At 71.4% G+C, this 20,902-nt stretch carries 16 protein-coding genes, 1 pseudogene and 1 riboswitch; of the genes and pseudogenes, 5 read left to right on the top strand and 12 right to left on the bottom strand.

Annotation, left to right across the window (positions count from 1 at the left end; translation table 11 throughout):
- Positions 1-73 precede the first annotated feature (73 nt).
- Positions 74-889, bottom strand: a complete 816-nt coding sequence (locus tag ACFYXF_RS35900) for an inositol monophosphatase family protein (RefSeq protein ID WP_389356138.1) — start codon at positions 887-889, stop codon at positions 74-76.
- 8 nt (positions 890-897) lie between these two features.
- A complete protein-coding gene (locus tag ACFYXF_RS35895; protein ID WP_389356137.1) occupies positions 898-2,025 on the bottom strand; it encodes a ferrochelatase in 1,128 nt (375 codons plus the stop codon).
- A gap of 151 nt (positions 2,026-2,176) precedes the next feature.
- On the opposite strand from ACFYXF_RS35895, the gene ACFYXF_RS35890 reads away from it, so the two are divergent.
- The 3 genes from ACFYXF_RS35890 (at position 2,177) to sepH (ending at position 6,114) form a co-directional block, all read left to right on the top strand.
- Complete coding sequence (locus ACFYXF_RS35890) at positions 2,177-3,415, top strand: MFS transporter (RefSeq protein ID WP_389356136.1); 1,239 nt, start codon at positions 2,177-2,179, stop codon at positions 3,413-3,415.
- The gene (locus ACFYXF_RS35885) at positions 3,375-4,694 is read left to right on the top strand and encodes a D-arabinono-1,4-lactone oxidase (RefSeq protein ID WP_389356135.1); all 1,320 of its coding nucleotides are present in this window, start codon (positions 3,375-3,377) and stop codon (positions 4,692-4,694) included. Before ACFYXF_RS35890 ends, ACFYXF_RS35885 begins: the two co-directional genes overlap by 41 nt.
- Before the next feature lie 406 nt (positions 4,695-5,100).
- Positions 5,101-6,114: a septation protein SepH gene (sepH, locus tag ACFYXF_RS35880; protein WP_389356134.1), complete on the top strand. Its 1,014-nt coding sequence runs from the start codon at positions 5,101-5,103 to the stop codon at positions 6,112-6,114.
- Positions 6,115-6,249: 135 nt separating this feature from the next.
- On the opposite strand, the pseudogene ACFYXF_RS35875 reads toward sepH, so the two are convergent.
- Positions 6,250-7,090: pseudogene (locus tag ACFYXF_RS35875) on the bottom strand (sulfurtransferase).
- Positions 7,091-7,471: 381 nt separating this feature from the next.
- On the opposite strand from ACFYXF_RS35875, the gene ACFYXF_RS35870 reads away from it, so the two are divergent.
- On the top strand, positions 7,472-8,275 hold the full coding sequence (locus tag ACFYXF_RS35870; protein ID WP_389356133.1) for a VOC family protein: 804 nt from the start codon (positions 7,472-7,474) through the stop codon (positions 8,273-8,275).
- Between the two features lie 19 nt (positions 8,276-8,294).
- Here ACFYXF_RS35870 and ACFYXF_RS35865 read toward each other — a convergent pair whose 3' ends face one another.
- From ACFYXF_RS35865 to ACFYXF_RS35845, 5 genes are all read right to left on the bottom strand, one after another.
- Positions 8,295-9,623 carry an NlpC/P60 family protein gene (locus tag ACFYXF_RS35865; protein WP_389356132.1) on the bottom strand — a complete coding sequence of 443 codons (1,329 nt, stop codon included), beginning with the start codon at positions 9,621-9,623 and terminating at the stop codon, positions 8,295-8,297.
- Positions 9,624-9,868: 245 nt separating this feature from the next.
- Entirely contained in the window at positions 9,869-10,519 is a 651-nt protein-coding gene (locus tag ACFYXF_RS35860) for a thymidine kinase (protein WP_369029356.1), read from the bottom strand.
- A gap of 67 nt (positions 10,520-10,586) precedes the next feature.
- Complete coding sequence (locus ACFYXF_RS35855) at positions 10,587-11,777, bottom strand: alkaline phosphatase family protein (RefSeq protein ID WP_389356131.1); 1,191 nt, start codon at positions 11,775-11,777, stop codon at positions 10,587-10,589.
- Positions 11,777-12,364 carry a DUF5998 family protein gene (locus ACFYXF_RS35850; RefSeq protein WP_389356130.1) on the bottom strand — a complete coding sequence of 196 codons (588 nt, stop codon included), beginning with the start codon at positions 12,362-12,364 and terminating at the stop codon, positions 11,777-11,779. Before ACFYXF_RS35850 ends, ACFYXF_RS35855 begins: the two co-directional genes overlap by 1 nt.
- Positions 12,365-12,404: 40 nt before the next feature.
- Positions 12,405-15,377 carry a GNAT family N-acetyltransferase gene (locus ACFYXF_RS35845; RefSeq protein ID WP_389356129.1) on the bottom strand — a complete coding sequence of 991 codons (2,973 nt, stop codon included), beginning with the start codon at positions 15,375-15,377 and terminating at the stop codon, positions 12,405-12,407.
- 179 nt (positions 15,378-15,556) lie between these two features.
- Here ACFYXF_RS35845 and ACFYXF_RS35840 point away from each other — a divergent pair, with 179 nt between their 5' ends.
- Positions 15,557-15,838 (top strand): HPr family phosphocarrier protein, encoded by a 282-nt coding sequence (locus ACFYXF_RS35840; protein ID WP_006379745.1) that lies wholly within the window; start codon positions 15,557-15,559, stop codon positions 15,836-15,838.
- Positions 15,839-16,003: 165 nt separating this feature from the next.
- On the opposite strand, the gene ACFYXF_RS35835 is transcribed toward ACFYXF_RS35840, so the two are convergent.
- The 4 genes from ACFYXF_RS35835 to ACFYXF_RS35820 all read right to left on the bottom strand — a co-directional run bounded on the left by ACFYXF_RS35835 (position 16,004) and on the right by ACFYXF_RS35820 (position 20,858).
- On the bottom strand, positions 16,004-16,699 hold the full coding sequence (locus ACFYXF_RS35835) for a GntR family transcriptional regulator (protein ID WP_389356128.1): 696 nt from the start codon (positions 16,697-16,699) through the stop codon (positions 16,004-16,006).
- A 188-nt stretch (positions 16,700-16,887) separates the two neighbouring features.
- The gene (locus tag ACFYXF_RS35830; RefSeq protein ID WP_389356127.1) at positions 16,888-17,682 is read right to left on the bottom strand and encodes a M23 family metallopeptidase; all 795 of its coding nucleotides are present in this window, start codon (positions 17,680-17,682) and stop codon (positions 16,888-16,890) included.
- A gap of 12 nt (positions 17,683-17,694) precedes the next feature.
- A riboswitch (cyclic di-AMP (ydaO/yuaA leader) is annotated at positions 17,695-17,863 on the bottom strand.
- 215 nt (positions 17,864-18,078) lie between these two features.
- Positions 18,079-19,467, bottom strand: coding sequence for a M16 family metallopeptidase (locus tag ACFYXF_RS35825; protein ID WP_389356126.1), 1,389 nt, complete (start codon positions 19,465-19,467; stop codon positions 18,079-18,081).
- A complete protein-coding gene (locus ACFYXF_RS35820; protein WP_389356125.1) occupies positions 19,464-20,858 on the bottom strand; it encodes a M16 family metallopeptidase in 1,395 nt (464 codons plus the stop codon). The genes ACFYXF_RS35825 and ACFYXF_RS35820 overlap by 4 nt, the downstream gene beginning before the upstream one ends.
- Positions 20,859-20,902 lie beyond the last annotated feature (44 nt).

Genomic DNA, 20,902 nt, shown 5'->3' with positions numbered 1-20,902 from the left:
CGGCACAACAGCGGAACCCCGGCGAATCCAGCGCCGGGGTTCTGCTGTTTCCGGCCCCTGGGCCGGTTCCCTGTCAGTCGTGCCAGGCGCCCAAGTCCTCCAGGTGGCGCTGGAGGGGTTCGAAGACGCCTGGGGTGCCCGCGACCGTCAGATCGCGTGACGGGCGTTCTCCGGGGCGTCCACCGGTTAGGGCGCCCGCCTCCCGGGCGATCAGGTCGCCCGCTGCCACGTCCCAGGCGTTGAGGCCCCGCTCGTAGTAGCCGTCCAGACGGCCCGCCGCCAGATCGCACAGGTCCACCGCCGCCGAGCCGCCGCGCCGGATGTCGCGCAGCAGCGGGATCAGCTGCCGGGCCACCTCGGCCTGGTGGGCCTTGACCTCGGCGACGTAGTTGAAGCCCGTCGACACCAGGGCCTGGTCCAGGGGCGGGGCCGGGCGGACGGCGAGCCGGCGTTCGCCCTCCCAGGCGCCGGTGGCCCAGGCTCCCCCACCGAGCACCGCGTGGTACGTCTCGCCGCGCATCGGCGCCGCGACCACGCCGACGATCCGCTCGCCGTCCCGCTCGGCCGCGATGGAGACGGACCAAGTGGGCAGCCCGTACAGGTAGTTGACCGTGCCGTCGAGCGGGTCGATGACCCAGCGAATGCCGCTGCTGCCCTCGCTGGAGGCGCCCTCCTCGCCGAGGAAGCCGTCGTCCGGGCGGTGGTCGGAGATCACGTCGGTGATCAGCTTCTCCGCCGCGATGTCCATCTCCGTGACGACGTCGATGGGGCTGGACTTGGTGGCGGCGACCGCGAGGTCGGCCGGCCTGCCGTCCCGCAGCAGCTCTCCCGCGCGGCGGGCGGCCTCCTGGGCGAGCCGGAGCAGTTCGGGCAGCAGGGGGTCGGTCACGGGGTTCCTCACGCGTACGGGCTGTCGGCGCCCGCGGCGGCGGGCCTGGGGGCACGGGACGGGCAGCAGCCCACCGGGCAGAGGTCGCGGGTCGCGCCGAGCGCGCCCAGGGCGCACGGCGTGATGTCCTGGCCGCTCTCGGTGGCGGCGCGCTCCAGGACGAGTTCGCGGACCGCGGCGGCGAAGCGCGGGTCGGCGCCCACGGTCGCGGAGCGGCGCATGGGCAGGCCCAGCTCCTCCGCCTTGGCCTTCGCCTCCGTGTCGAGGTCGTACAGGACCTCCATGTGGTCCGACACGAACCCGATGGGCGCGATCACGACGGCCGGGACGCCGGCGCCGTGCCGCTCCTCCAGGTGGTCGCAGATGTCGGGCTCCAGCCACGGGATGTGCGGGGCGCCGGAGCGCGACTGGTAGACGAGCCGCCAGGGGTGGTCGACGCCGGTCCGCTCGCGCACGGCGTCCGCGATCAGCCGGGCGGTGTCCAGATGCTGCTTCACGTACGCGCCGCCGTCCCCGTGGTCCTCGACGGGCCCGGAGGTGTCGGCGGACGCGGTCGGGATGGAGTGGGTCGAGAAGGCGAGGTGCGCGCCGTCCCTGACGTCCTCGGGGAGGTCCGCGAGGGAGGTGAGCACGCCCTCGATCATCGGCTCCAGGAAGCCCGGGTGGTTGAAGTAGTGCCGCAGTTTGTCGACCCGGGGGAGGTCGAGGCCCTCGGCCTCCAGGGCGGCCAGGGAGTCCGCGAGGTTCTCGCGGTACTGGCGGCAGCCCGAGTACGAGGCGTACGCGCTGGTGGCGAGGACGAGGACGCGGCGTCTGCCGTCCTGGACCATCTCGCGGAGGGTGTCGGTGAGGTACGGGGCCCAGTTGCGGTTGCCCCAGTAGACCGGCAGGTCGAGGCCGTGGTCCGCGAAGTCCTTGCGCAGGGCGTCCAGGAGGGCGCGGTTCTGGTCGTTGATCGGGCTGACCCCGCCGAACAGGAAGTAGTGCTGTCCGACTTCCTTGAGGCGTTCCTTGGGGATGCCCCGCCCACGCGTCACGTTCTCCAGGAACGGAACCACGTCGTCCGGGCCCTCGGGGCCGCCGAAGGAGAGCAGGAGCAGGGCGTCGTAGGGGGTGGCGTCGAGCGCTTCTCGCATGGTTCCGATCCTGCCACCCCCCTCTGACAGCCGGGATCGCGGCCCGTCCCGACGGGTGCGTCAGGGTCACCTGGCCCGTAAGCTGTATCGGTTTCCTTCACGCCTTACCCGCGCTTCCCTCACGTCTCACCGGATCGACCGGAGTCTCCTCGTGCCCAGCCCCTACCGCGCCCTGTTCGCCGCCCCCGGCTCCGGGCGTTTCACCGCCGCGGGGTTCCTGGGCCGGATGCCGTTGTCGATGATGGGCATCGGCGTGGTCACGATGATCTCCCAGCTCACCGGGCGGTACGGGCTCGCGGGCGCGCTCACGGCGACCATCGCCCTGGCGGGCGCGGTGGCGGGCCCGCAGGTCTCGCGGCTGGTCGACCAGTACGGGCAGCGGCGGGTACTGCGGCCCGCGACCCTCTGCGCCCTGGTGGCCTCGGCCGGGCTGCTGCTCGCCGCGCACTTCGAGTGGCCGGACTGGGTGCTGTTCGTGTGCGGCGCCGGCATCGGCTGCGTACCGAGCGTCGGCGCGATGACCCGCGCGCGGTGGGCGGCCCTGTACCGGGACACCCCGCAGCTGCACACCGCGTACTCCTTCGAGTCCGTGGTGGACGAGATCTGCTTCATCTTCGGGCCGATCATCTCCATCGGTCTGTCCACGGTGTGGTTCCCGGAGGCGGGGCCGCTGCTCGCCGCCTGCTTCCTGGCCGCCGGTGTCTTCTGGCTGACGGCACAGCGGGAGACCGAACCCGAGCCGCATCCGCGCTCGCGGCACAAGAGCGGCTCGGCGCTGCGCTCCCCCGGTCTCCAGGTCCTGGTGGTCACCTTCGCGGCGACCGGGGCGATCTTCGGGGCGGTCGACGTGGTCACCGTCGCCTTCGCCGAGGAACGGGGCGATCAGGGCGCCGCGAGCGTCGTGCTGGCCGTCTACGCGGCGGGCTCCTGCACGGCGGGGGCGGTGTTCGGGCTGCTGCGCCTTCCGGGAGCCCCGGAACGCCGGTGGCTGCTGGGCATATGTGCGATGGCCGTGAGTATGATCCCCCTCCTACTGGTCGGAAACTTGCCGTTTCTGGCCGTGGCGCTGTTCGTTGCGGGTCTGTCCATCGCTCCCACGATGATCACGACGATGTCCCTCATCGAACAGCACGTACCACGCGCGCAACTGACCGAGGGCATGACCTGGGTGAGCACCGGGCTCGCGGTCGGTGTCGCGCTCGGCTCCTCCGTGTCCGGCTGGGTGATCGACGCCGCCGGTGCGAGCGCCGGGTACGGGGTTCCGGTGGCGTCCGGGGCCGTCGCGGTCGCGGTCGGTTTCCTCGGGTACCGCCGGCTGAGCAGGCCGGCTCCGCGTCGGGGAGGCACCGTTGAGCAGCACAGCGAGCGGCAAGAGCGGCACGTGGCGTAACTGGGCGGGCAACGTCACCGCCCGGCCCGCCCGGGAGGTCACGCCCGCTTCCGTGGAGGAACTGTCGGCGGCCGTACAGAAGGCTGCCGCGGACGGTCTGAAGGTGAAGGCCGTCGGCACCGGGCACTCCTTCACGGCGACCGCCGCCACCGACGGGGTGTTGATCCGCCCTCAACTGTTGACCGGTATCCGCAATATTGACCGCGAGAACCTGACGGTCACGGTCGAGGCGGGCACCCCGCTCAAGAGACTCAACATGGCCCTCGCGCGCGAGGGTCTGTCGCTCACCAACATGGGCGACATCATGGAGCAGACGGTCTCGGGCGCCACCAGCACCGGCACCCACGGCACCGGCCGCGAGTCGGGCTCGATAGCCGCCCAGATCAAGGGCCTTGAGCTGGTGACGGCGGACGGCTCCGTCCTCACCTGCTCGGAGAAGGAGAATCCGGAGGTCTTCGCGGCGGCCCGGGTCGGGATCGGCGCCCTCGGGATCATCACCGCGATCACGTTCGCCGTGGAGCCGCTCTTCCTCCTCACCGCCCGCGAGGAGCCGATGACCTTCGACAAGGTCACCAGCGCCTTCGACGAACTCTGGGCCGAGAACGAGCACTTCGAGTTCTACTGGTTCCCGCACACCGGCAACACCAACACCAAGCGCAACAACCGCAGCGCGGGCCCCGAGAAACCGGTCAGTCGGGTCAAGGGCTGGATCGAGGACGAGTTCCTCTCCAACGGCGTCTTCCAGGCGGCCCAGTTGGTCGGCCGCGCGGCGCCGGCCACGATCCCGACGATCGCGCAGATCTCCAGCAAGGCCCTGTCCGCGCGGACGTACACGGACATCCCGTACAAGGTCTACACATCTCCGCGCCGGGTGCGCTTCGTGGAGATGGAGTACGCCGTTCCGCGCGAGGCCCTGGTGGAGACGCTGCGCGAACTCAAGGCGATGGTCGACAAGTCGGATCTGCGGGTCAGCTTCCCCGTGGAGGTGCGTACGGCCCCGGCGGACGACATCGCACTCTCCACGGCCTCGGGCCGCGACAGCGCCTACGTGGCCGTCCACATGTTCCGGGGGACGCCCTATCAGGCGTACTTCACCGCCGCCGAACGCATCTTCACGGCGCACGAGGGACGGCCGCACTGGGGCAAGGTGCACACGCGGGACGCCGATTACTTCGCGGGGGTCTACCCCCGTTTCGGTGAGTTCACGGCCCTGCGGGACCGACTCGACCCCGAACGGCTGTTCCAGAACGACTACTTGCGACGGGTTCTCGGCGCGTAGCGAAGCAATTGGTTCCGTTTCCGATGTTTACGTGAACCTCGTTGCGTCCGAGGTCACGGAACCGGTGGGAGATCGGCCAACTCGCACTCCCCTGCTGGAATTGGGTGGCGTGCCAATCCACGCACGTGGCCCAAATGGAGTACTGTTGCGAGCCCTGGGTCCGGTCTCCCGCCTGGGCGTCCGGGGCCTTCCAGGACCGCCAAGAGGGGGCTCGTTGCACAGGGTGACGGAGTTTGTCACTTAGCGTTGCGAATAGATAACCGTGACATAACGGCGATCTCGGGCCCGCGCCCGACACGCCGGGCAACTCGGCAAGGTTGTGGCAGGCTGCACCCGGGCAGGCCACACTCGACTAGCGGAAGCAGCGACGCACGTGACGTCGGCAGGCACCACCCGGGAGGTCCCCATGCCCGAACTGCGTGTCGTGGCCGTCTCTAACGACGGCACACGGCTGGTGCTGAAGGCTGCGGACAGCACGGAGTACACGCTTCCGATCGATGAGCGTCTGCGCGCCGCCGTTCGCGGCGACCGTCCCCGCCTCGGCCAGATCGAGATCGAGGTGGAGAGTCATCTCCGCCCCCGCGACATCCAGGCACGCATACGTGCCGGTGCGTCCGCGGAAGAGGTGGCGCAGCTCGCCGGGATTCCGGTCGATCGTGTGCGTCGCTTCGAGGGCCCCGTGCTGGCCGAACGAGCCTTCATGGCCGAGCGGGCCCGGAAGACTCCGGTCCGCCGGCCCGGTGAGAACGCCGGTCCACAGCTCGGCGAGGCCGTGCAGGAGCGGCTGACGATCCGTGGCGCCGACAAGGACACCGTCCAGTGGGACTCGTGGCGCCGCGACGACGGCACCTGGGAAGTCCTGCTGGTCTATCTGGTCGCCGGTGAACCGCACTCGGCGAGCTGGACGTACGACCCGCCCCGGCGGCTCGTCCAGGCCGTCGACGAGGAGGCCCGCTCGCTGATCGGCGAGTCGGACGACCTCTCGGCACCCGAGCCCAGCTTCCCGTTCGTACCGCGTATCGCCCGGCTGCCGCGCGACCGGCCGCTGGACCGTCCGGCGCTGCCCGCGCCGTCGGCCGAGCCGGTCGAGGAGAGCGAGCGGGACTCGCTGACCAGTCTGCTGGAGGCGGTACCGAGCTTCCGCGGCGACATGGTCGTGCCGGAACGACCCTCCTCCACGGAGACCCCGGAGGAACCGGCACCCGAACCCGAGGTGGAGGAGCCCCCGGCTCCCGCGGCCTCGGCGGGTTCCGCGTACGCGGACGTGCTGATGCCTCGCTCGGTCGGCGCTCACCGTGACCGGCTGGTCGGTGCGACTGACCGCCAGGCGGAGGCGGATGGGGTGCGTCCTGGGCGTAGAGCGGCTGTACCGAGCTGGGACGAGATCGTGTTCGGCACACGCCGAAAGAACAAGGAGTAGCGCTCCGCTGGAGGGGCCGCGAGGGGTTGTCGGTTCGCTGCGGCGCCGCCGTGGCTGGTCGCGCAGTTCCCCGCGCCCCTGACGGGGCGCTGCGCGCCCCCCGTTCAGCCGAACGGGGGGCATGGAACTGTTGGGCTACTGCGGGTCCGGGCCCACCGCCACCGGTCGCGTCGGGTCGCTCGACCACTCCGACCACGAGCCGACGTACAGCGCTGCCGGGATGCCCGCTACCGCCAGAGCGAGGACCTCGTGGGCGCCCGAGACGCCTGATCCGCAGTAGACGCCCACCGCGGTGGTGTCGGTCGCGCCCAGGGTCTTGAAGCGGGCCGTCAGCTCGTCCGTGGGCAGGAAGCGGCCGTCGGGCCCCACATTCTCGTTCGTGGGTGCCGAGACCGCGCCCGGGATGTGGCCGCCGACCCGGTCGATGGGCTCGACCTCGCCCCGGTAGCGCTCCCCCGCGCGCGTCGAGCAGCAGCCCGGAGCGGGCCAGCGCTGCGGCCCCGTCCGCGTCCAGCAGCTCCACCGCTCCCGGCACCGGCGTGAAGTCGCCCTCGGCGGGCGCGGGTACGTCCGTGTCGAGCGCCCCCTCCCAGGACGGCAACCCGCCGTCAAGGACCCGCACGTCCGAGTGACCCGTCCAGCGCAGCAGCCACCACGCGCGGGCCGCCGCCCAGCCCTGTCCACCGTCGTACACAACGACCGGGACGGCGGACGAGACACCCGCGCGGCGCATCGCCGCGCCGAACACCTCTGGGTCGGGCAGCGGATGCCGGCCGCCCGTCCCCGACGCGGAGGCCAGTTCCCGGTCCAGGTCGACGAAGACGGCGCCGGGGAGATGCCCGGCCGTGTACGCGACGCGCCCGTCGAACGGCGTCGCGCCGGGCATGCTCAGCTGCCAGCGGATGTCGAGCAGGACCGGCGGACGGGAACCAGCCAGCTCGTTCACTAGTTCGGGTGCGGAGATGATGGCGTTCATGGCTCCATCCTTGCGCACGGGGTGGCCGCGACGGCCAGGTCGGGCTACTCTCCCGCCGGACAGGTTCGATCACCAGGCGTACTGGATCGGGCACATGCTGTACGACCGATGGACACCCTGCGGCAATCGCATGGAAACGGGCGGGAAACGGCGGATCGGGCACCCTCACGACGAGGACGTGCCGGGGTCGGCGCGGCCGGAGCGCGCGGTACCGCGGGTGGTGCGAGCATCGGCACGGGGCGTGCGTGCGCGCGGGATCGCGGCACGGCACGACGGACGTACGGGACGAGGCACGCCGTACGACGGTATGCGGCAGGTCCGCCGACGCGGCGGACAGCGGAAGTGACACGGCCACCGCGAGGGGTCGAGGAGAGAGTGACGATGACCGAGGCACGGGAGTCGGCCGGCCGGAACAGCGAGGCGCACGACCGGCACGCGCCCGGCACACCCTGCTGGGTGAGTCTGATGGTGCACGGAATGGCGGCGACCCAGGACTTCTACGGGGAGCTGTTCGGCTGGGAGTTCGAACCTGGCCCCCAGCAGCTCGGCTGGTACGTCCGGGCCCGGCTGGACGGCCATGAGGTGGCCGGCATCGGCCAGCTGCCGCCGGACCGCCATCTCCCCATCGCGTGGACGCCGTACCTCGCCTCGGACGACGCGGACCTCACGGCGGAGATGGTCCGCCACTCGGGCGGCACCGTGGGCGTCGGCCCCCTGGACGCGGCCGAGGCGGGTCGGCTGGCGATCGCCTCCGACCCGATGGGAGCGGTGTTCGGCATCTGGCAGGCCGCCGCCCATCTGGGCACGGACATCACCGGCGTCCCCGGCACGCCCGCCTGGAACGAGCTGGTGACCCGTGACTCGTCGAGCGTCGCCAAGTTCTACAAGACCGTCTTCGGCTACGAGGAGGAGCCCGTGGTGTCGGCGAACTTCGACTACGTCACCCTGAACGTCGAGGGCCGACCGGTCGCCGGCATCCACGGCGTGGGCAACTCCCTGCCCCGGGACCGGGGTCCGCACTGGATGACGTACTTCGAGGTCTCCGACGCGGACGCGGCGGTCACCCGTCTGGTGGACCTGGGCGGCCATGTCGTCAAGCCTCCGCACGACAGCGCACACGGGCGCGTGGCGACGGTGACGGACCTGGAGGGGGCGATGTTCGCGCTGATCCAGGGGGCCCACTGACAGCCCCTTTGAAGGGCCCCTACGCCGGCCGCAGGACGCTGTGGATCGCCGCCTCGCCGGCCGCGAAGATCGAGTCCTCGCGGACCGTCGCGCCCGGACTCGGTGCGTGCATCATCGTTCCGTCGCCGACACAGATGCCCACGTGACCGACATGGCCCATGTCGCCGTGGAAGAAGACCAGGTCGCCGGGCCGGATGTCGGCGAGGTGGATCGCCATACCGGCGCTCGCCTGCTCGTGCACGGCACGCGGCAGCGCGACCCCGGCGGCCTTCCAGGCGGCCTGGATGAGACCGGAGTTGTCGTAGGACCCCGGTCCCACCGCGCCCCAGACGCACGGCCTGCCGATCTGCGCACGGGCGAAGGCGGCCGCCTTCGCGGCCTTCGCGCCGGGCTCCAGACCGAACGCGATGCCGTTGCCGATGCTCGCGCCGACCACGGCACCGGCGCCCAGGAACGGGTCGGTGCCGAAGTAGGTTCCCGTGCCGTAGGACGTCTGCGCGACGTACGAGGTCTGTGCGACGTACGAGGTCTGCGCGACGTGGGGCGCCTGGGCGACGTGCGGTGCCTGGGCGACGTAGGGCATCTCCGCGACGGGGAACGGGGCGGCGGCGGGGAACGGGTCCACCGCCGGGAACGGGTCGGCGACCAGGGGGAGTTCGGTGACGAGGGCGTAGTTCCCGTCGCGGAGCGTGCCCGCGTAGAGGGGGGTGCCCTCGAGGGACGCGTCCGTGCTCGGGCCTGCCGACTGGGGCAGTTGCGGCACCTCGGCCGGGAACGGAGCGGTGCTCGTGGCGGGCGACGGGAACCAGCTGGGCTCGGCGGGCAGCGTGGTCAGGCCCCCCGGGGCTTCCTGACGCGGTGAAGGCACAGCCGACAGCGCGTTCATGGGCGCGGCGGGCAGTTCGGCGACCGGCGCGGGCGGCAGTTCGGCCCTGGGTACCGGCGACAGTTCGCGCGCGGATCCCGAGGGCAGCTCGGGCATGGGTCCGGCGGTCAGCTCCGGCACGGCGCGGGCGGCCGGTTCGGCGGGAGGGCTCGCGGGGCGAGCGGGGCGGGACTCGGCCGCGCGGGCCGGCCTCCTGTCGGGCGGCAGTACGGCCGGCAGGGTCGGGCCCAGTTTGGCGCGCGCCGCGTCGAACCACGGTCGGGTGACCTCGTCGAGAGCGGGGTCGGAGCGCCTGCGCGCGGTGTCGGGCGTCGGCTCGACGCGCCTGCGCATGCCGACCTTCATCGCGCGGGTGGCGTTGAAGGTCCCGGTGGCGCTTTCGGCCTGGTCGTAGAGGCTGTTGATCCGCTGCTGGACCTCCTCACGGCTCGGCCCATCATTACGGGTTCGTTCCGGCGCCATGCGGGACGAGCTCCTTCCGTGTTCCACCCCCGAGTCAACTGTCTGCTTCGAACAGCGACTTGGGAAGAAGTCGTACGGAGGTCAACTTAGCCAACTTGTGCGGTTCAAGTGAAGGTTGAAGCGCGAAATGTCCGATACGTAATTGTGACCTTCGTCGTATCGGGGGTTGCGAGGGGTTCGGGCGGGGCGTTCGGGGAAGGCGAGACGACCTGGCGGAACGGGGTGCTCCGTTCAGTCTGCGGTGCTCAGGCAGGGCCGACCGGCAGGACGTCCGGGGAGAGCGCGCCGGCATGGGCGGAGGCGCTCGTCATACGGCGACGGTGGTGGCGTCGGCACAGCACCTCGTAGCCGACCTCCGCGGCGAGGCTGCTCACATCGCCGACCACGACCTGCTCGCCCTCCACCACCATCTCGCCGTTCACGGTGCGGGCGTTGTGCGTGGCACGCGCGCCGCACCAGCACATCGCCTCCACCTGGAGCGTCTCTATCCGGTCGGCCAGCTCGATGAGCCGCCGCGAGCCCGGGAAGAGCTTCGTGCGGAAGTCGGTGGTGATACCGAAGGCGTAGACGTCCAGCCGCAGATCGTCGACCACGCGCGCGAGTTGGTCGATCTGGTCCGGCGCCAGGAACTGCGCCTCGTCCACGATCAGATAGTCGACCCGGCCGCCCTGCGACACCCGGTCCACGACATAGCCGTACAGATCCATCCCCAGGACCGCCTCGACCGCGTCGGTCACCAGACCGAGCCGCGAGGAGAGCTTGCCCTCGCCCGCGCGGTCGTCCCGGGTGAAGATCAGGCCCTGCAGTCCCCTGGCCGACCGGTTGTGCGCGATCTGCAGCGCCAGGGTCGACTTCCCGCAGTCCATCGTCCCGGAGAAGAACACCAGCTCGGACATGGGAGGTTGAGCACCTTTCGGCGAGGGACACGGGAGAGGGGCAGGCGGGTCGGGAAGGAGGCGAGCGTCAGGAGCGTACTTGGAGCAGCGGGACGAGCTGTTCCGCGGGGGTCATCGAGCCGTGGTTGCCGACCATCGCCGACTCCCTCGGCTCCCGCTCGGAGGCGACGATCAGGACGTCGTCCCGCGCCGCCGCGACCACGTCGCCGATGCGGGCGTACACCCGTTCGTCGACCGTCGGTCCGAACCAGCCCGCCGCTATCGCCTCGTCGCGCGAGGCCACCCAGAACTGCTCGCCGAGGACCTCGCGCCAGCAGGTCAGTACGTCGGACTGGGCACCCGGCACCGCGTACACATGGCGCGCCCGGCCCTCGCCGCCCAACAGGGCGACGCCGGCGCGCAGTTCCCAGTCCTCGTCGAAGTCGATGCGGTGCTGCTCGTCGAACGGGATGTCGATCATGCCGTGGTCGGCGGTGACGTACAGCGCGGCGCGCGGCGGGAGTTGTTCCGCCAGCCGCTGGACGAGCCGGTCGACGTACATCAGCTGACCGCGCCAGGCGTCCGAGTCGACGCCGAAGCGGTGGCCCTTGCCGTCCACCTCGGCGTAGTACGTGTAGACCAACGAGCGGTCACCGGCGGCCAGCTGCTCGGCCGCGAGGTCCATGCGGTCCTCGCCGGACAGCTTCCCCCGGAACGTTCCGCCGCTGAGCGCGATCTTCGTCAGCGGGGTGTTCTCGAAGGTCGGCGAGGAGACCTGGACCGTGTGTACACCGGCCTCGTGCGCCTGCTGGAACACCGTGGGGTACGGCTGCCACGCGCGCGGTTCCGTCCACGGCTGCCAGCGCAGCTGGTTCATCAGCTCGTCGGTGGCCGGGTTGCGGACGGTGTAGCCGGGCAGGCCGTGCGCGCCCGGCGGCAGCCCGGTGCCGACGGAGGCGAGGGAGGTCGCGGTGGTCGCCGGGTAGCCGGTGGTGATCGGGCGGCCCGTGTTCCCTCGCGAGCTGCTTATGAGGGAGCTCATGAAGGGGGCCTCGTCCGGGTGGGCGAGGAGCTGCTCCCAGCCCAGTCCGTCGATCAGGAACACGCAGTTCCGGTCGGCGGGCGCCAGTTCCGGGATGACCGAGGACATGCCCGGTACGTCCATACCGGCGGCCAGGGTGGGCAGCAGGTCGGCGAGCGAACCCGTGCCGTAGTGCGGGACGGGGGCGGAGGAGACTGCGAGTGGTTCCGGGTGGTCCCAGGTGGTGGGCTGGGACATCAGCGGGCGACGTCCGCGGTCGCCTCGGAGAGGGCCTGCGCGAAGACCAGGGCCTGGCGCACCGTCTCGGGGCCGTCGCCGGCCTCGCTGACGCGCAGGCTCAGGTCGTCCGCCGTGGAACTGCCCGTGTAGCCGTGGTCGGCCTCGCAGTTGGGGTCGCCGCAGGCGGCCGGCTCCAGGTCGATACGGGCGACGGCGCCCCAGCCGATGGTCAGGACGACCTCACGGGGCAGCGTGCCCGGCGTGTACGACTCCGGGTTGGCGACGACTCTGCTGAGCACGACGGACGAGATCCGGCCGAGCTTCACGGATTCCGTGGACGTGGTGGCGTACGGCGTCGGGGACGTGGTGTCCGCGGCCTGCTCGTCGGTGTGGCTGACGATGAAACGGTTGCCCGTGAGGACGAGCACGGTCACATGCCGACGCACCTCGTTCGCGTCGAACGTCGTCTCCTGGTGGACCAGGTACGACCTGATGGAGTCGCCGCCGATCGCGGCCTCCACCGCCTCGGCCACGAGGGCCGGGTAGTAGCCGCTGCGCTCGATCGCCGCTCGCAGCCCCTGGGTCGTCGTACTGGTCTTGGCCATGTGCCCATCCTACGGGGGCCCACTGACTGCGAGGCACCGCTCAGTACACAGGAAGTGTCCTGGGACCCAGGTCGTCACGGACGGGCGGCGGCGCCAGCCGCACCGACGCCCCGAGCACGCTCAGCCCGTGCTGTGCGACGACCACCGGCTCCAGGGACACGGCGATCACCTCGGGGTGGTCGTCGACGAGCCGCGACACCCTGAGCAGCAGTTCCTCCAGCGCCCCGGTGTCGACCGGCGCCGAACCGCGCCAGCCGAAGAGGAGCGGGGCCGTCCGGATCGACCGGATCAGTGAGGCCGCGTCGCGGTCGGTGACCGGTATCAGCCGGTGCGCGGTGTCCCCGAGCAGCTGCGAGGCGGGCCCGGCGAGCCCGAAGGACAGCACCGCGCCGGCCGCCGGGTCGATGACCGCCCGTACGACGGTGTCGACTCCCCGCGACGCCATCCCCTGCACGACGGGCCGCACCTCGTGCGGATTCCCGAAGAGACCGGTCAACTCGGCGTACGCCCGCCGCAGTTGCTCCTCGTCCGCGAGATCCAGGCGTACGCCGCCCAGGTCGGCGCGGTGGCGCAGGTGCGGGGCGGTGGCCTTGAGAGCGACGGGGTAACCGATGGTCCGCGCGGCGGCCACGGCGTCGTCGGGGCTCAGCGCGGACAGGGCCTCGCGCACCGGGATGCCGTACGTCCCGAGCAGCTCGCACGTCTCGTCCGTACCGAGCGTGAGCCCCTGCCCACGCGCAAGGAGCCCGCCGATCAGCTCGGCGGCGCCCTTCTCGTCGATGTCCTCATACCCCGGCACCTTCCCGGGCTCGGCGACCTCCCGCCGCCACTGCCCGTACTTCACGGCTTCGGCGAGGGCGCGGACGGCTCGTTCGGCGGCGGGGTAGGCGGGGATCAGGCGGGAGCAGGAGTCAGGGGTGGGCGGGGGCGGCGATGCCTGTGTCTGTGACACGGGCGGGGTGGGCAGCTGTCCCGGCCCGGCGGCGGGCTCCCCCGTCCCCGCCGTGAGCGGGCGATCCGCCACCGCGGTGGGCAGGCGTTCCGCAGGGCGATGGGGGTCCCCCCGCTCGAGCGAAGCCGAGAGTGGGGGAGGGTGGGCACCGCCTGCAGCGCCGGGCGCCTGGGAACCCGCCTGTGGTGCGGTGCTCACGGCGGCCGACAGCGCCTCCGCGAGTCCGCCCAGTTCCACGTGCACCACCAGCACCGGCTTCCCGGGAACCTCCGCCGCGGCCGACTGAAGCGCCTCGGCCAACGCGGCGTCCCGTGAGGGTCCCTCCCCCACCGTAGGGATCGCGGTCACGACCACCGCATCGCACCCCTCGTCCGCCAACGCCTCCGACAGCGCCCTGCGGAAGTCCTCCGGCGACGCCCCCGTCGTCAAGTCCAACGGGGACAACGGCCGCAGCCCCTCGGAGAGACACGCGTCGTACGTCAGCAGCCCAAGCGACTCCGAGTTCCCCAGGATCGCCACCCGGGGCCCGGCGGGCAGTGGCTGCCGGGCCAGCAGCAGCCCCGCGTCGACGAGTTCGGTGATCGTGTCCACGCGGATCACCCCGGCCTGCCGCAGCAGCGCGGACACCGTCGTGTGCGGCAGCCGTGTGGCCCGTACGGCATGTCCCTGTGGAGCGGCACCGCCGTGCCGCGTCCCCTGCACGACCACCAGCGGCTTAGCCGCCGCCGTACGCCGCGCGAGGCGCGTGAACTTGCGCGGGTTGCCGATGGATTCGAGGTACATCAGGACGACATCGGTGTCCGGGTCGTCGTACCAGTACTGGAGTACGTCGTTGCCGGACACGTCGGCCCGGTTGCCGGAGGAGACGAACGTCGACACACCGGTGACCCCGGTGACCCCTCCCCCGCGCCGGTGCAGCCGGGAGAGAAGGGCGATCCCGATTGCGCCGGACTGCGCGAACAGGCCGATCCTGCCGGGCCTCGGCATCTCGGGGGCGAGCGACGCGTTCAGCCGGACGTCCTCGGCCGTGTTGATGACACCGAAGGCGTTGGGGCCGATGATGCGCATCCCGTACGTGCGCGCGTGCCGTACGAGTTCACGCTGCCGCTCCCGTCCCTCGGGCCCGCCGCTCTCCGCGTACCCGGCGGAGACCACGACGAGCCCCTGCACCCCGTGCTCTCCGCACTCGGCGACGACATCGGGGACGTGCGCGGCCGGGACGGCGACGACCGCGAGATCGACGGAGCCCTCGATCTCCCGCACCGACCGGTGGGCCGGCACCCCGTCGATGTCCTTCTGCTCCTCCGGGAAGGCACTGTTGACCGCGTACAGGTCACCGGTGAAACCGGCGTCCCTGATGTGGTCGAGAACGCTGCGGCCGACGCCGCCGGGAGCCCGGCCGACGCCGATGACGGCCACGGCGCCCGGGACGAGCAGCCGTCGTACGGAGCGTGCCTCGGCCCGCTGCTCCCGCGCGCGCTGGACGGCCAGGGAGCGGTCGGTGGGCTCCAGGTCGAACTCCAGGCGGACGACGCCGTCCTCGAAGCTGCGCTTCTGGGTGTATCCGGCGTCCGTGAACACCTTGATCATCTTGTTGTTGGCCGGCAGCACCTCGGCGGCGAAGCGGCGGATGTCGCGTTCGCGGGCGACGGCCGCGATGTGTTCGAGGAGGGCGGAGGCGACGCCCCGGCCCTGGTGGGCGTCCTGCACCAGGAAGGCGACCTCGGCCTCGTGGGCGGGACCGGACGCGGGCAGGCCGTCGGCATCAATGCGGTCATAGCGTACGGTGGCGATGAACTCGCCGCCGACCGTGGCCGCGAGCCCCACCCGGTCCACGAAGTCGTGGTGGGTGAAGCGGTGGACGTCCTTTGCGGACAGGCGCGGGTAGGGCGCGAAGAAGCGGTAGTACTTCGACTCGTCCGAAACCTGCTCGTAGAAGCTGACCAGCCGGTCGGCGTCGTCCGCGGTGATGGGCCGGATGCGGGCGGTGCCGCCGTCGCGCAGCACGACATCCGCTTCCCAGTGGGCGGGGTACTCGTGCCGGTCCGACGAGTTCTGCATGCGCCCCAGAGTACGGCTCGCGTCCGACAACGTCGCGAGGCAGTCTGTGGGGGACCGAAGTCGGGCCCAGGCCGGTGTCCGAACGCGGTTCCGGGACGGGTTTCCTCCTGCTTCCCGGCACGCTCCACGCTATGGAACAATGGTCTAGACAACCCTGAGACAGTGAAGGGCAGCATCACATGGCTGAGCGCCGCGTCAACGTCGGCTGGGCGGAGGGCCTGCACGCCCGCCCCGCCTCCATCTTCGTCCGTGCGGCCACGGCCGCCGGCGTCCCCATGACGATCGCCAAGGCCGACGGCAACCCCGTCAACGCGGCCTCCATGCTGGCGGTCCTCGGCCTGGGTGCCCAGGGCGGCGAGGAGATCGTCCTCGCCTCCGAGGCGGAGGGCGCCGACGCGGCGCTCGACCGCCTGGCGAAGCTGGTGGCCGAGGGACTGGAAGAACTCCCCGAGACGGTCTGAGAAATTGAAGGCGCCGACTGCCGCTGTCAGCCGTCGCCTCAAAGGCACCACCCGCACACGTGAAGGGCTCACCCGGAATTCCGGGTGAGCCCTTCACGTTTATCGTTTATGGGCAGCAGAAATAATCCCCCGCGAATTCCACCCTCTTTGTATACGGCGCCCGTGTTAATGACGCAGGCCCGTCATGTTTACGGGATGTTGCGAAGTCCTCACGCGCTCCGGGCGGTCTCCGCCGCCCGGAAAACGCAGTCGGTGCGCGCCGGTCGCCCGCTCCGTGTGCAGCGCCGTGATCGCCCGCGCCCGGTCGCTGTCGCCGCGCGCCACGGCGTCCACGATCGCCCCGTGCTCGGTCCAGGACTCGACGGGGTTGGCCGGGGCCTCCACCGCGTACATCCAGGCGATCTTGTGCCGGAGCTGGGTGAGCGTCGAGGTCAGGGCGTGGCTCCCGGAGGCCTGGGCGAGCGTCTCGTGGAACCAGCCGCCCAGGGAGCGCAGATCCTCGCTGTTGCCCCTCCTGGCCCGCTCCTGCCCCAGCCTGACCAGGCCGCGCAGAACTTTCAGATGGGCCTCGGTGCGCCGCTGGGCGGCCCGGGAGGCACCCAACGGCTCCAGGAGCATGCGCATCTCCAGCAGGTCGGAGGCCTCCTGCTCGGTGGGTTCCGCCACGCACGCGCCCGCGTGCCGCCGGGTCACCACGAAGCCCTCGGCCTCCAGGGTGCGCAGGGCCTCGCGGACGGGGACGCGCGAGACGCCGTACCGGCGCGCGAGCAGTTCCTCGGTGAGCCGGCTGCCGCGCTCGTAGACACCGGCGACGATGTCGTCCCGGATCGCCGTGCATACCGAGTGCGCCGGAATACGCATGTCCGACCTCCGCTTTAATCCCCGTGAAACGTCGACGATTGACGTGTGTTCAGTGACTCTATTGCAGAGAACCGGAATTTCCGACGGCAGGCCGGAATCCGGGGATATTTTTTGGACACAGGGCCGCCGGAAACGCCGAAAGCCCCGGCTCGGGGAGCCGGGGCCACGACAAGAGATGCGCGTGGTTGTCAGACGTTCACACCGTGCGAGCGGAGGTAGGCGACGGGGTCCATGTCCGAGCCGTACTCCGGGGTCGTGCGGGCCTCGAAGTGGAGGTGCGCACCGGTGACGTTGCCGGTGGCCCCGGAGAGACCTATCTGCTGGCCCGGGGTGACGGTCTGCCCGACGGAGACGTTGATGGACGACAGATGACCGTACTGGGTGTACGTACCGTCAACCATCTTGATCACGATGTTGTTGCCGTAGGCGCCGCCCCAGCCGGCCTCGACGACCGTGCCGGAGCCCACCGCGTGGACGGTGGTGCCGGACGAGGCGTGGAAGTCGATGCCGGTGTGGCTGCCGGAGGACCAGACGGCGCCGCCCGCCTTGTAGCCGGTGGAGATGTACGAGCCGGAGATCGGGGCGACGAAGGTGTTGAGGCGCTTGCGCTCGGCCGCACGGGCGGCGCGGGCCTCCGCCTCGCGTGCCTCCTCGGCCCGCTCCTCCGCCTCCTTCTTCGCGGCGGCCAGGGCGCGTTTCTCGGCCGCGACGGCCCGCTTCTCGGCGGCGGCCCTCTCGGCGGCCTGCTCCTGGGCGGCGGCCTGCGCGTCGATCTTGTCGGCGAGCGTCTCGCCGATGGAGATCACCGGGGTGAGGCCGGTCTGCTCGACCGCGGACTCGGCGGCGAGCGCCGGGGCTGCGAGGCTGCCGACGGCGCCGGTGGTGGCGAGGGCCGCGACGCCGGCCGCGCGGACGGTCGTACGGGTGACAAGACTGGGGCGGCGGGGACGACGGTGCTTCCCGGTGGCGCGGGTGAACGCCATGTAGTGGCTGGTCCTTTCCTTCCTTCTCGCCTACCGGGTTAGCTGACGGGTTCGGAGCAGGAAGGTCTCCTACGGACCCCCTCGCAGCACGCGCGGGCGTCCGATTCACCCCAGGGACTGCACAAAGTGGGTCCCCGGCTCCCCTGGCTCGCGCCATGTGGGGACTCGGCGATGACTGCCCGGGTGCCGCGGCTGCGGCGCACTGCATGACGGACAGCCGGACCGACGCTAAGCCGCGTAACTTTCAATCAACAAACCGATCACGGGTTTTGTAGCGCATGCCACAGGGCAGACAGTCAACCTCTCCATCAATACGGGCAACTTGCCCATCAATATGGACAAGAGGGGCCCGGTGACGCTTCCGTCACCGGGCCCCTGTCGTGTACGCGAGTGCCGTTACTCGGCGGGGACGACGCTCACTTCGCCGATGCCGAGGGCCCGGACGGGCTCCTCGATCGTCGCCGCGTCACCGACGAGGACCGTCACCAGGCGGTCCACCGGGAAGGCGTTCACGGCCGCCGCGGTGGCCTCCACGGTGCCGGTGGCGGCGAGCTGCCGGTACAGCGTGGCCTGGTAGTCGTCGGGCAGGTGCTGCTCGACCTGGTCGGCCAGCGTGCTCGCCACGGCCGCCGCCGTCTCGTACTTGAGCGGGGCGACGCCCACCAGGTTCTGCACCGCGACATCGCGCTCGGCGTCGGTGAGCCCCTCGGCCGCGAGCGTGCGCAGCACCTTCCAGAGGTCCTCCAGAGCGGGACCGGTGTTCGGCGTGTCGACGGAGCCGCTGATAGCGAGAAGCGCGGCGCCCGAGCCGTCCGGGGCCGAGCGCAGGACCTGGCCGAACGCCCGCACACCGTAGGTGTAGCCCTTCTCCTCGCGCAGGACGCGGTCCAGGCGGGAGGTGAGGGTGCCGCCGAGGCAGTACGTGCCGAGGACCTGGGCGGCCCAGACACGGTCGTGCCGGTCGGCGCCGACGCGGCCGATGAGCAGCTGGGTCTGTACGGCGCCCGGGCGGTCCACGATCACGACCCGGCCGGTGTCGTCGGCGGTCACCGGCGGCACGGGCCGCGGCTGGGCCGTCGAGCCGGTCCAGGCCCCCAGGGTGTCGCCGAGCAGCGCGTCCAGGTCGACGCCGGTGAGGTCGCCGACGACCACGGCGGTGGCCGTGGCGGGACGGACGTGCCTCTCGTAGAAGGCGCGTACGGCCGCGGAGTCGATCTTCGCGACCGTCTCCTCGGTGCCCTGGCGCGGACGGGACATGCGCGAGGTCTCCGGGAACAGCTCCTTGTAGAGCTGCTTGGCGGAGCGGCGGGCCGGGTTGGCCGTCTCGTGCGGGATCTCGTCGAGCCGGTTGCGCACCAGCCGCTCGATCTCGCTGTCCGCGAACGCGGGTGCCCTGAGGGCGTCGGCCAGCAGACCGAGCGCCTTGGGGAGCCGCGACACGGGGACTTCGAGGCTGAGGCGTACGCAGGGGTGGTCGGCGTGCGCGTCGAGGGTGGCGCCGCAGCGCTCCAGTTCGGCGGCGAACTCCTCGGCGGAGTGCTTGTCGGTGCCTTCGGAGAAGGCCCTGGCCATGATCGTGGCCACGCCGTCGAGACCGGCGGGCTCGGCCTCCAGGGGGGCGTCGACGAGCACCTCGACGGCGACGATCTGCTGGCCGGGGCGGTGACAGCGCAGGACGGTCAGGCCGTTGTCGAGCGTGCCGCGGCCGGGGGCCGGGAAGGCCCAGGGCCTGGCCTCGCCCGCCTGGGGCTGGGGGTGGAACTTCATCGTGGTGAGCTCGGTCACTTGGCCGCCTCCTCGTCCTTGTCGCCGGCTTCGACCGTGGCCTCGGCCTCGGGGTCCTCGGGGGGATCAGCGTCCTCGGCGGTCTCTCCGGAGACGGGCTCGTAGACGAGCACCGCGCGGTTGTCGGGGCGCAGCCGGTCCTTGGCGGCCTGCTGGACCTCCTCGGCGGTCACCTCCAGTACACGCTGGACGGCGGTCAGTGCGAGCTGCGGGTCGCCGAACAGCACGGCGAAGCGGCACAGTTCGTCGGCGCGGCCCGCGACCGTGCCGAGGCGGTCCAGCCACTCGCGCTCCAACTGGGCCTGGGCGCGCTCCATTTCCTCGGCCGTGGGGCCCTCGGCGGCGAACCGGGCGAGTTCCTCGTCGACGGCGGCCTCGATGACCGGCACCTCGACGTCCGCGGAGGTCTTCACGTCCAGCCAGCCCAGGGAGGGCGCTCCGGCCAGCCGCAGCAGGCCGAAGCCGGCCGCCACCGCCGTACGGTCGCGCCGTACGAGCCGGTTGTAGAGGCGGGAGGACTCGCCGCCGCCGAGGACGGTGAGCGCCAGGTCGGCCGCGTCGCACGCGCGCGTGCCGTCCTCCGGAAGCCGGTAGGCGGCCATCAACGCGCGCGCGGGGACCTCTTCGACGACGACCTCGCGCAGTTGCTCGCCGATGATGTCGGGGAGGGCGCCGGAGCGCGGCTCGGGCTTGCCGTCGTGGCCCGCGATGGAGCCGAAGTACTTCTCGACCCAGGCGAGCGTCTCCTCGGGGTCGATGTCCCCGACGACCGACAGGACGGCGTTGTTGGGCGCGTAGTAGGTCCTGAAAAACGCCCTTGCGTCCTCCAGGGTCGCCGCGTCCAGGTCCGCCATCGAGCCGATCGGCGTGTGGTGGTAGGGGTGGCCCTCCGGGTAGGCGAGGGCGGTCAGCTTCTCGAACGCCGTCCCGTAGGGGACGTTGTCGTAACGCTGCCGACGCTCGTTCTTGACGACGTCCCGCTGGTTCTCCATGGACTCGTCGTCGAGAGCCGCGAGCAGCGAGCCCATGCGGTCGGCCTCCAGCCAGAGCGCCAGCTCCAGCTGGTGGGTGGGCATGGTCTCGAAGTAGTTGGTGCGCTCGAAGCTGGTGGTGCCGTTGAGCGAGCCGCCCGCGCCCTGGACCAGTTCGAAGTGGCCGTTGCCCTTCACCTGGCCCGAGCCCTGGAACATCAGGTGCTCGAAGAGGTGAGCCAGGCCCGTACGGCCCTTGACTTCGTGGCGTGACCCGACGTCGTACCAGAGGCACACCGCCGCGACCGGGGTCAGGTGGTCCTCGGAGAGCACCACGCGCAGCCCGTTGGCGAGGCGGTGCTCTGTCGCTGTCAGGCCGCCGGAGCCTGCCTCGGCTGTGGCCGTGTGACCCATGGGCATGTACGTCCCTTCGATCGCGGATGCGGTTCTTGCAACCGCTGTTT

Origin of the sequence: Streptomyces sp. NPDC002680 (genome assembly GCF_042889145.1) — a bacterium.
GTDB classification, from domain to species: domain Bacteria; phylum Actinomycetota; class Actinomycetes; order Streptomycetales; family Streptomycetaceae; genus Streptomyces; species Streptomyces adonidis.
The sequence above is the reverse complement of the archived record's forward strand: the minus strand, read 5'-3'. Positions and strand labels throughout refer to the sequence as shown.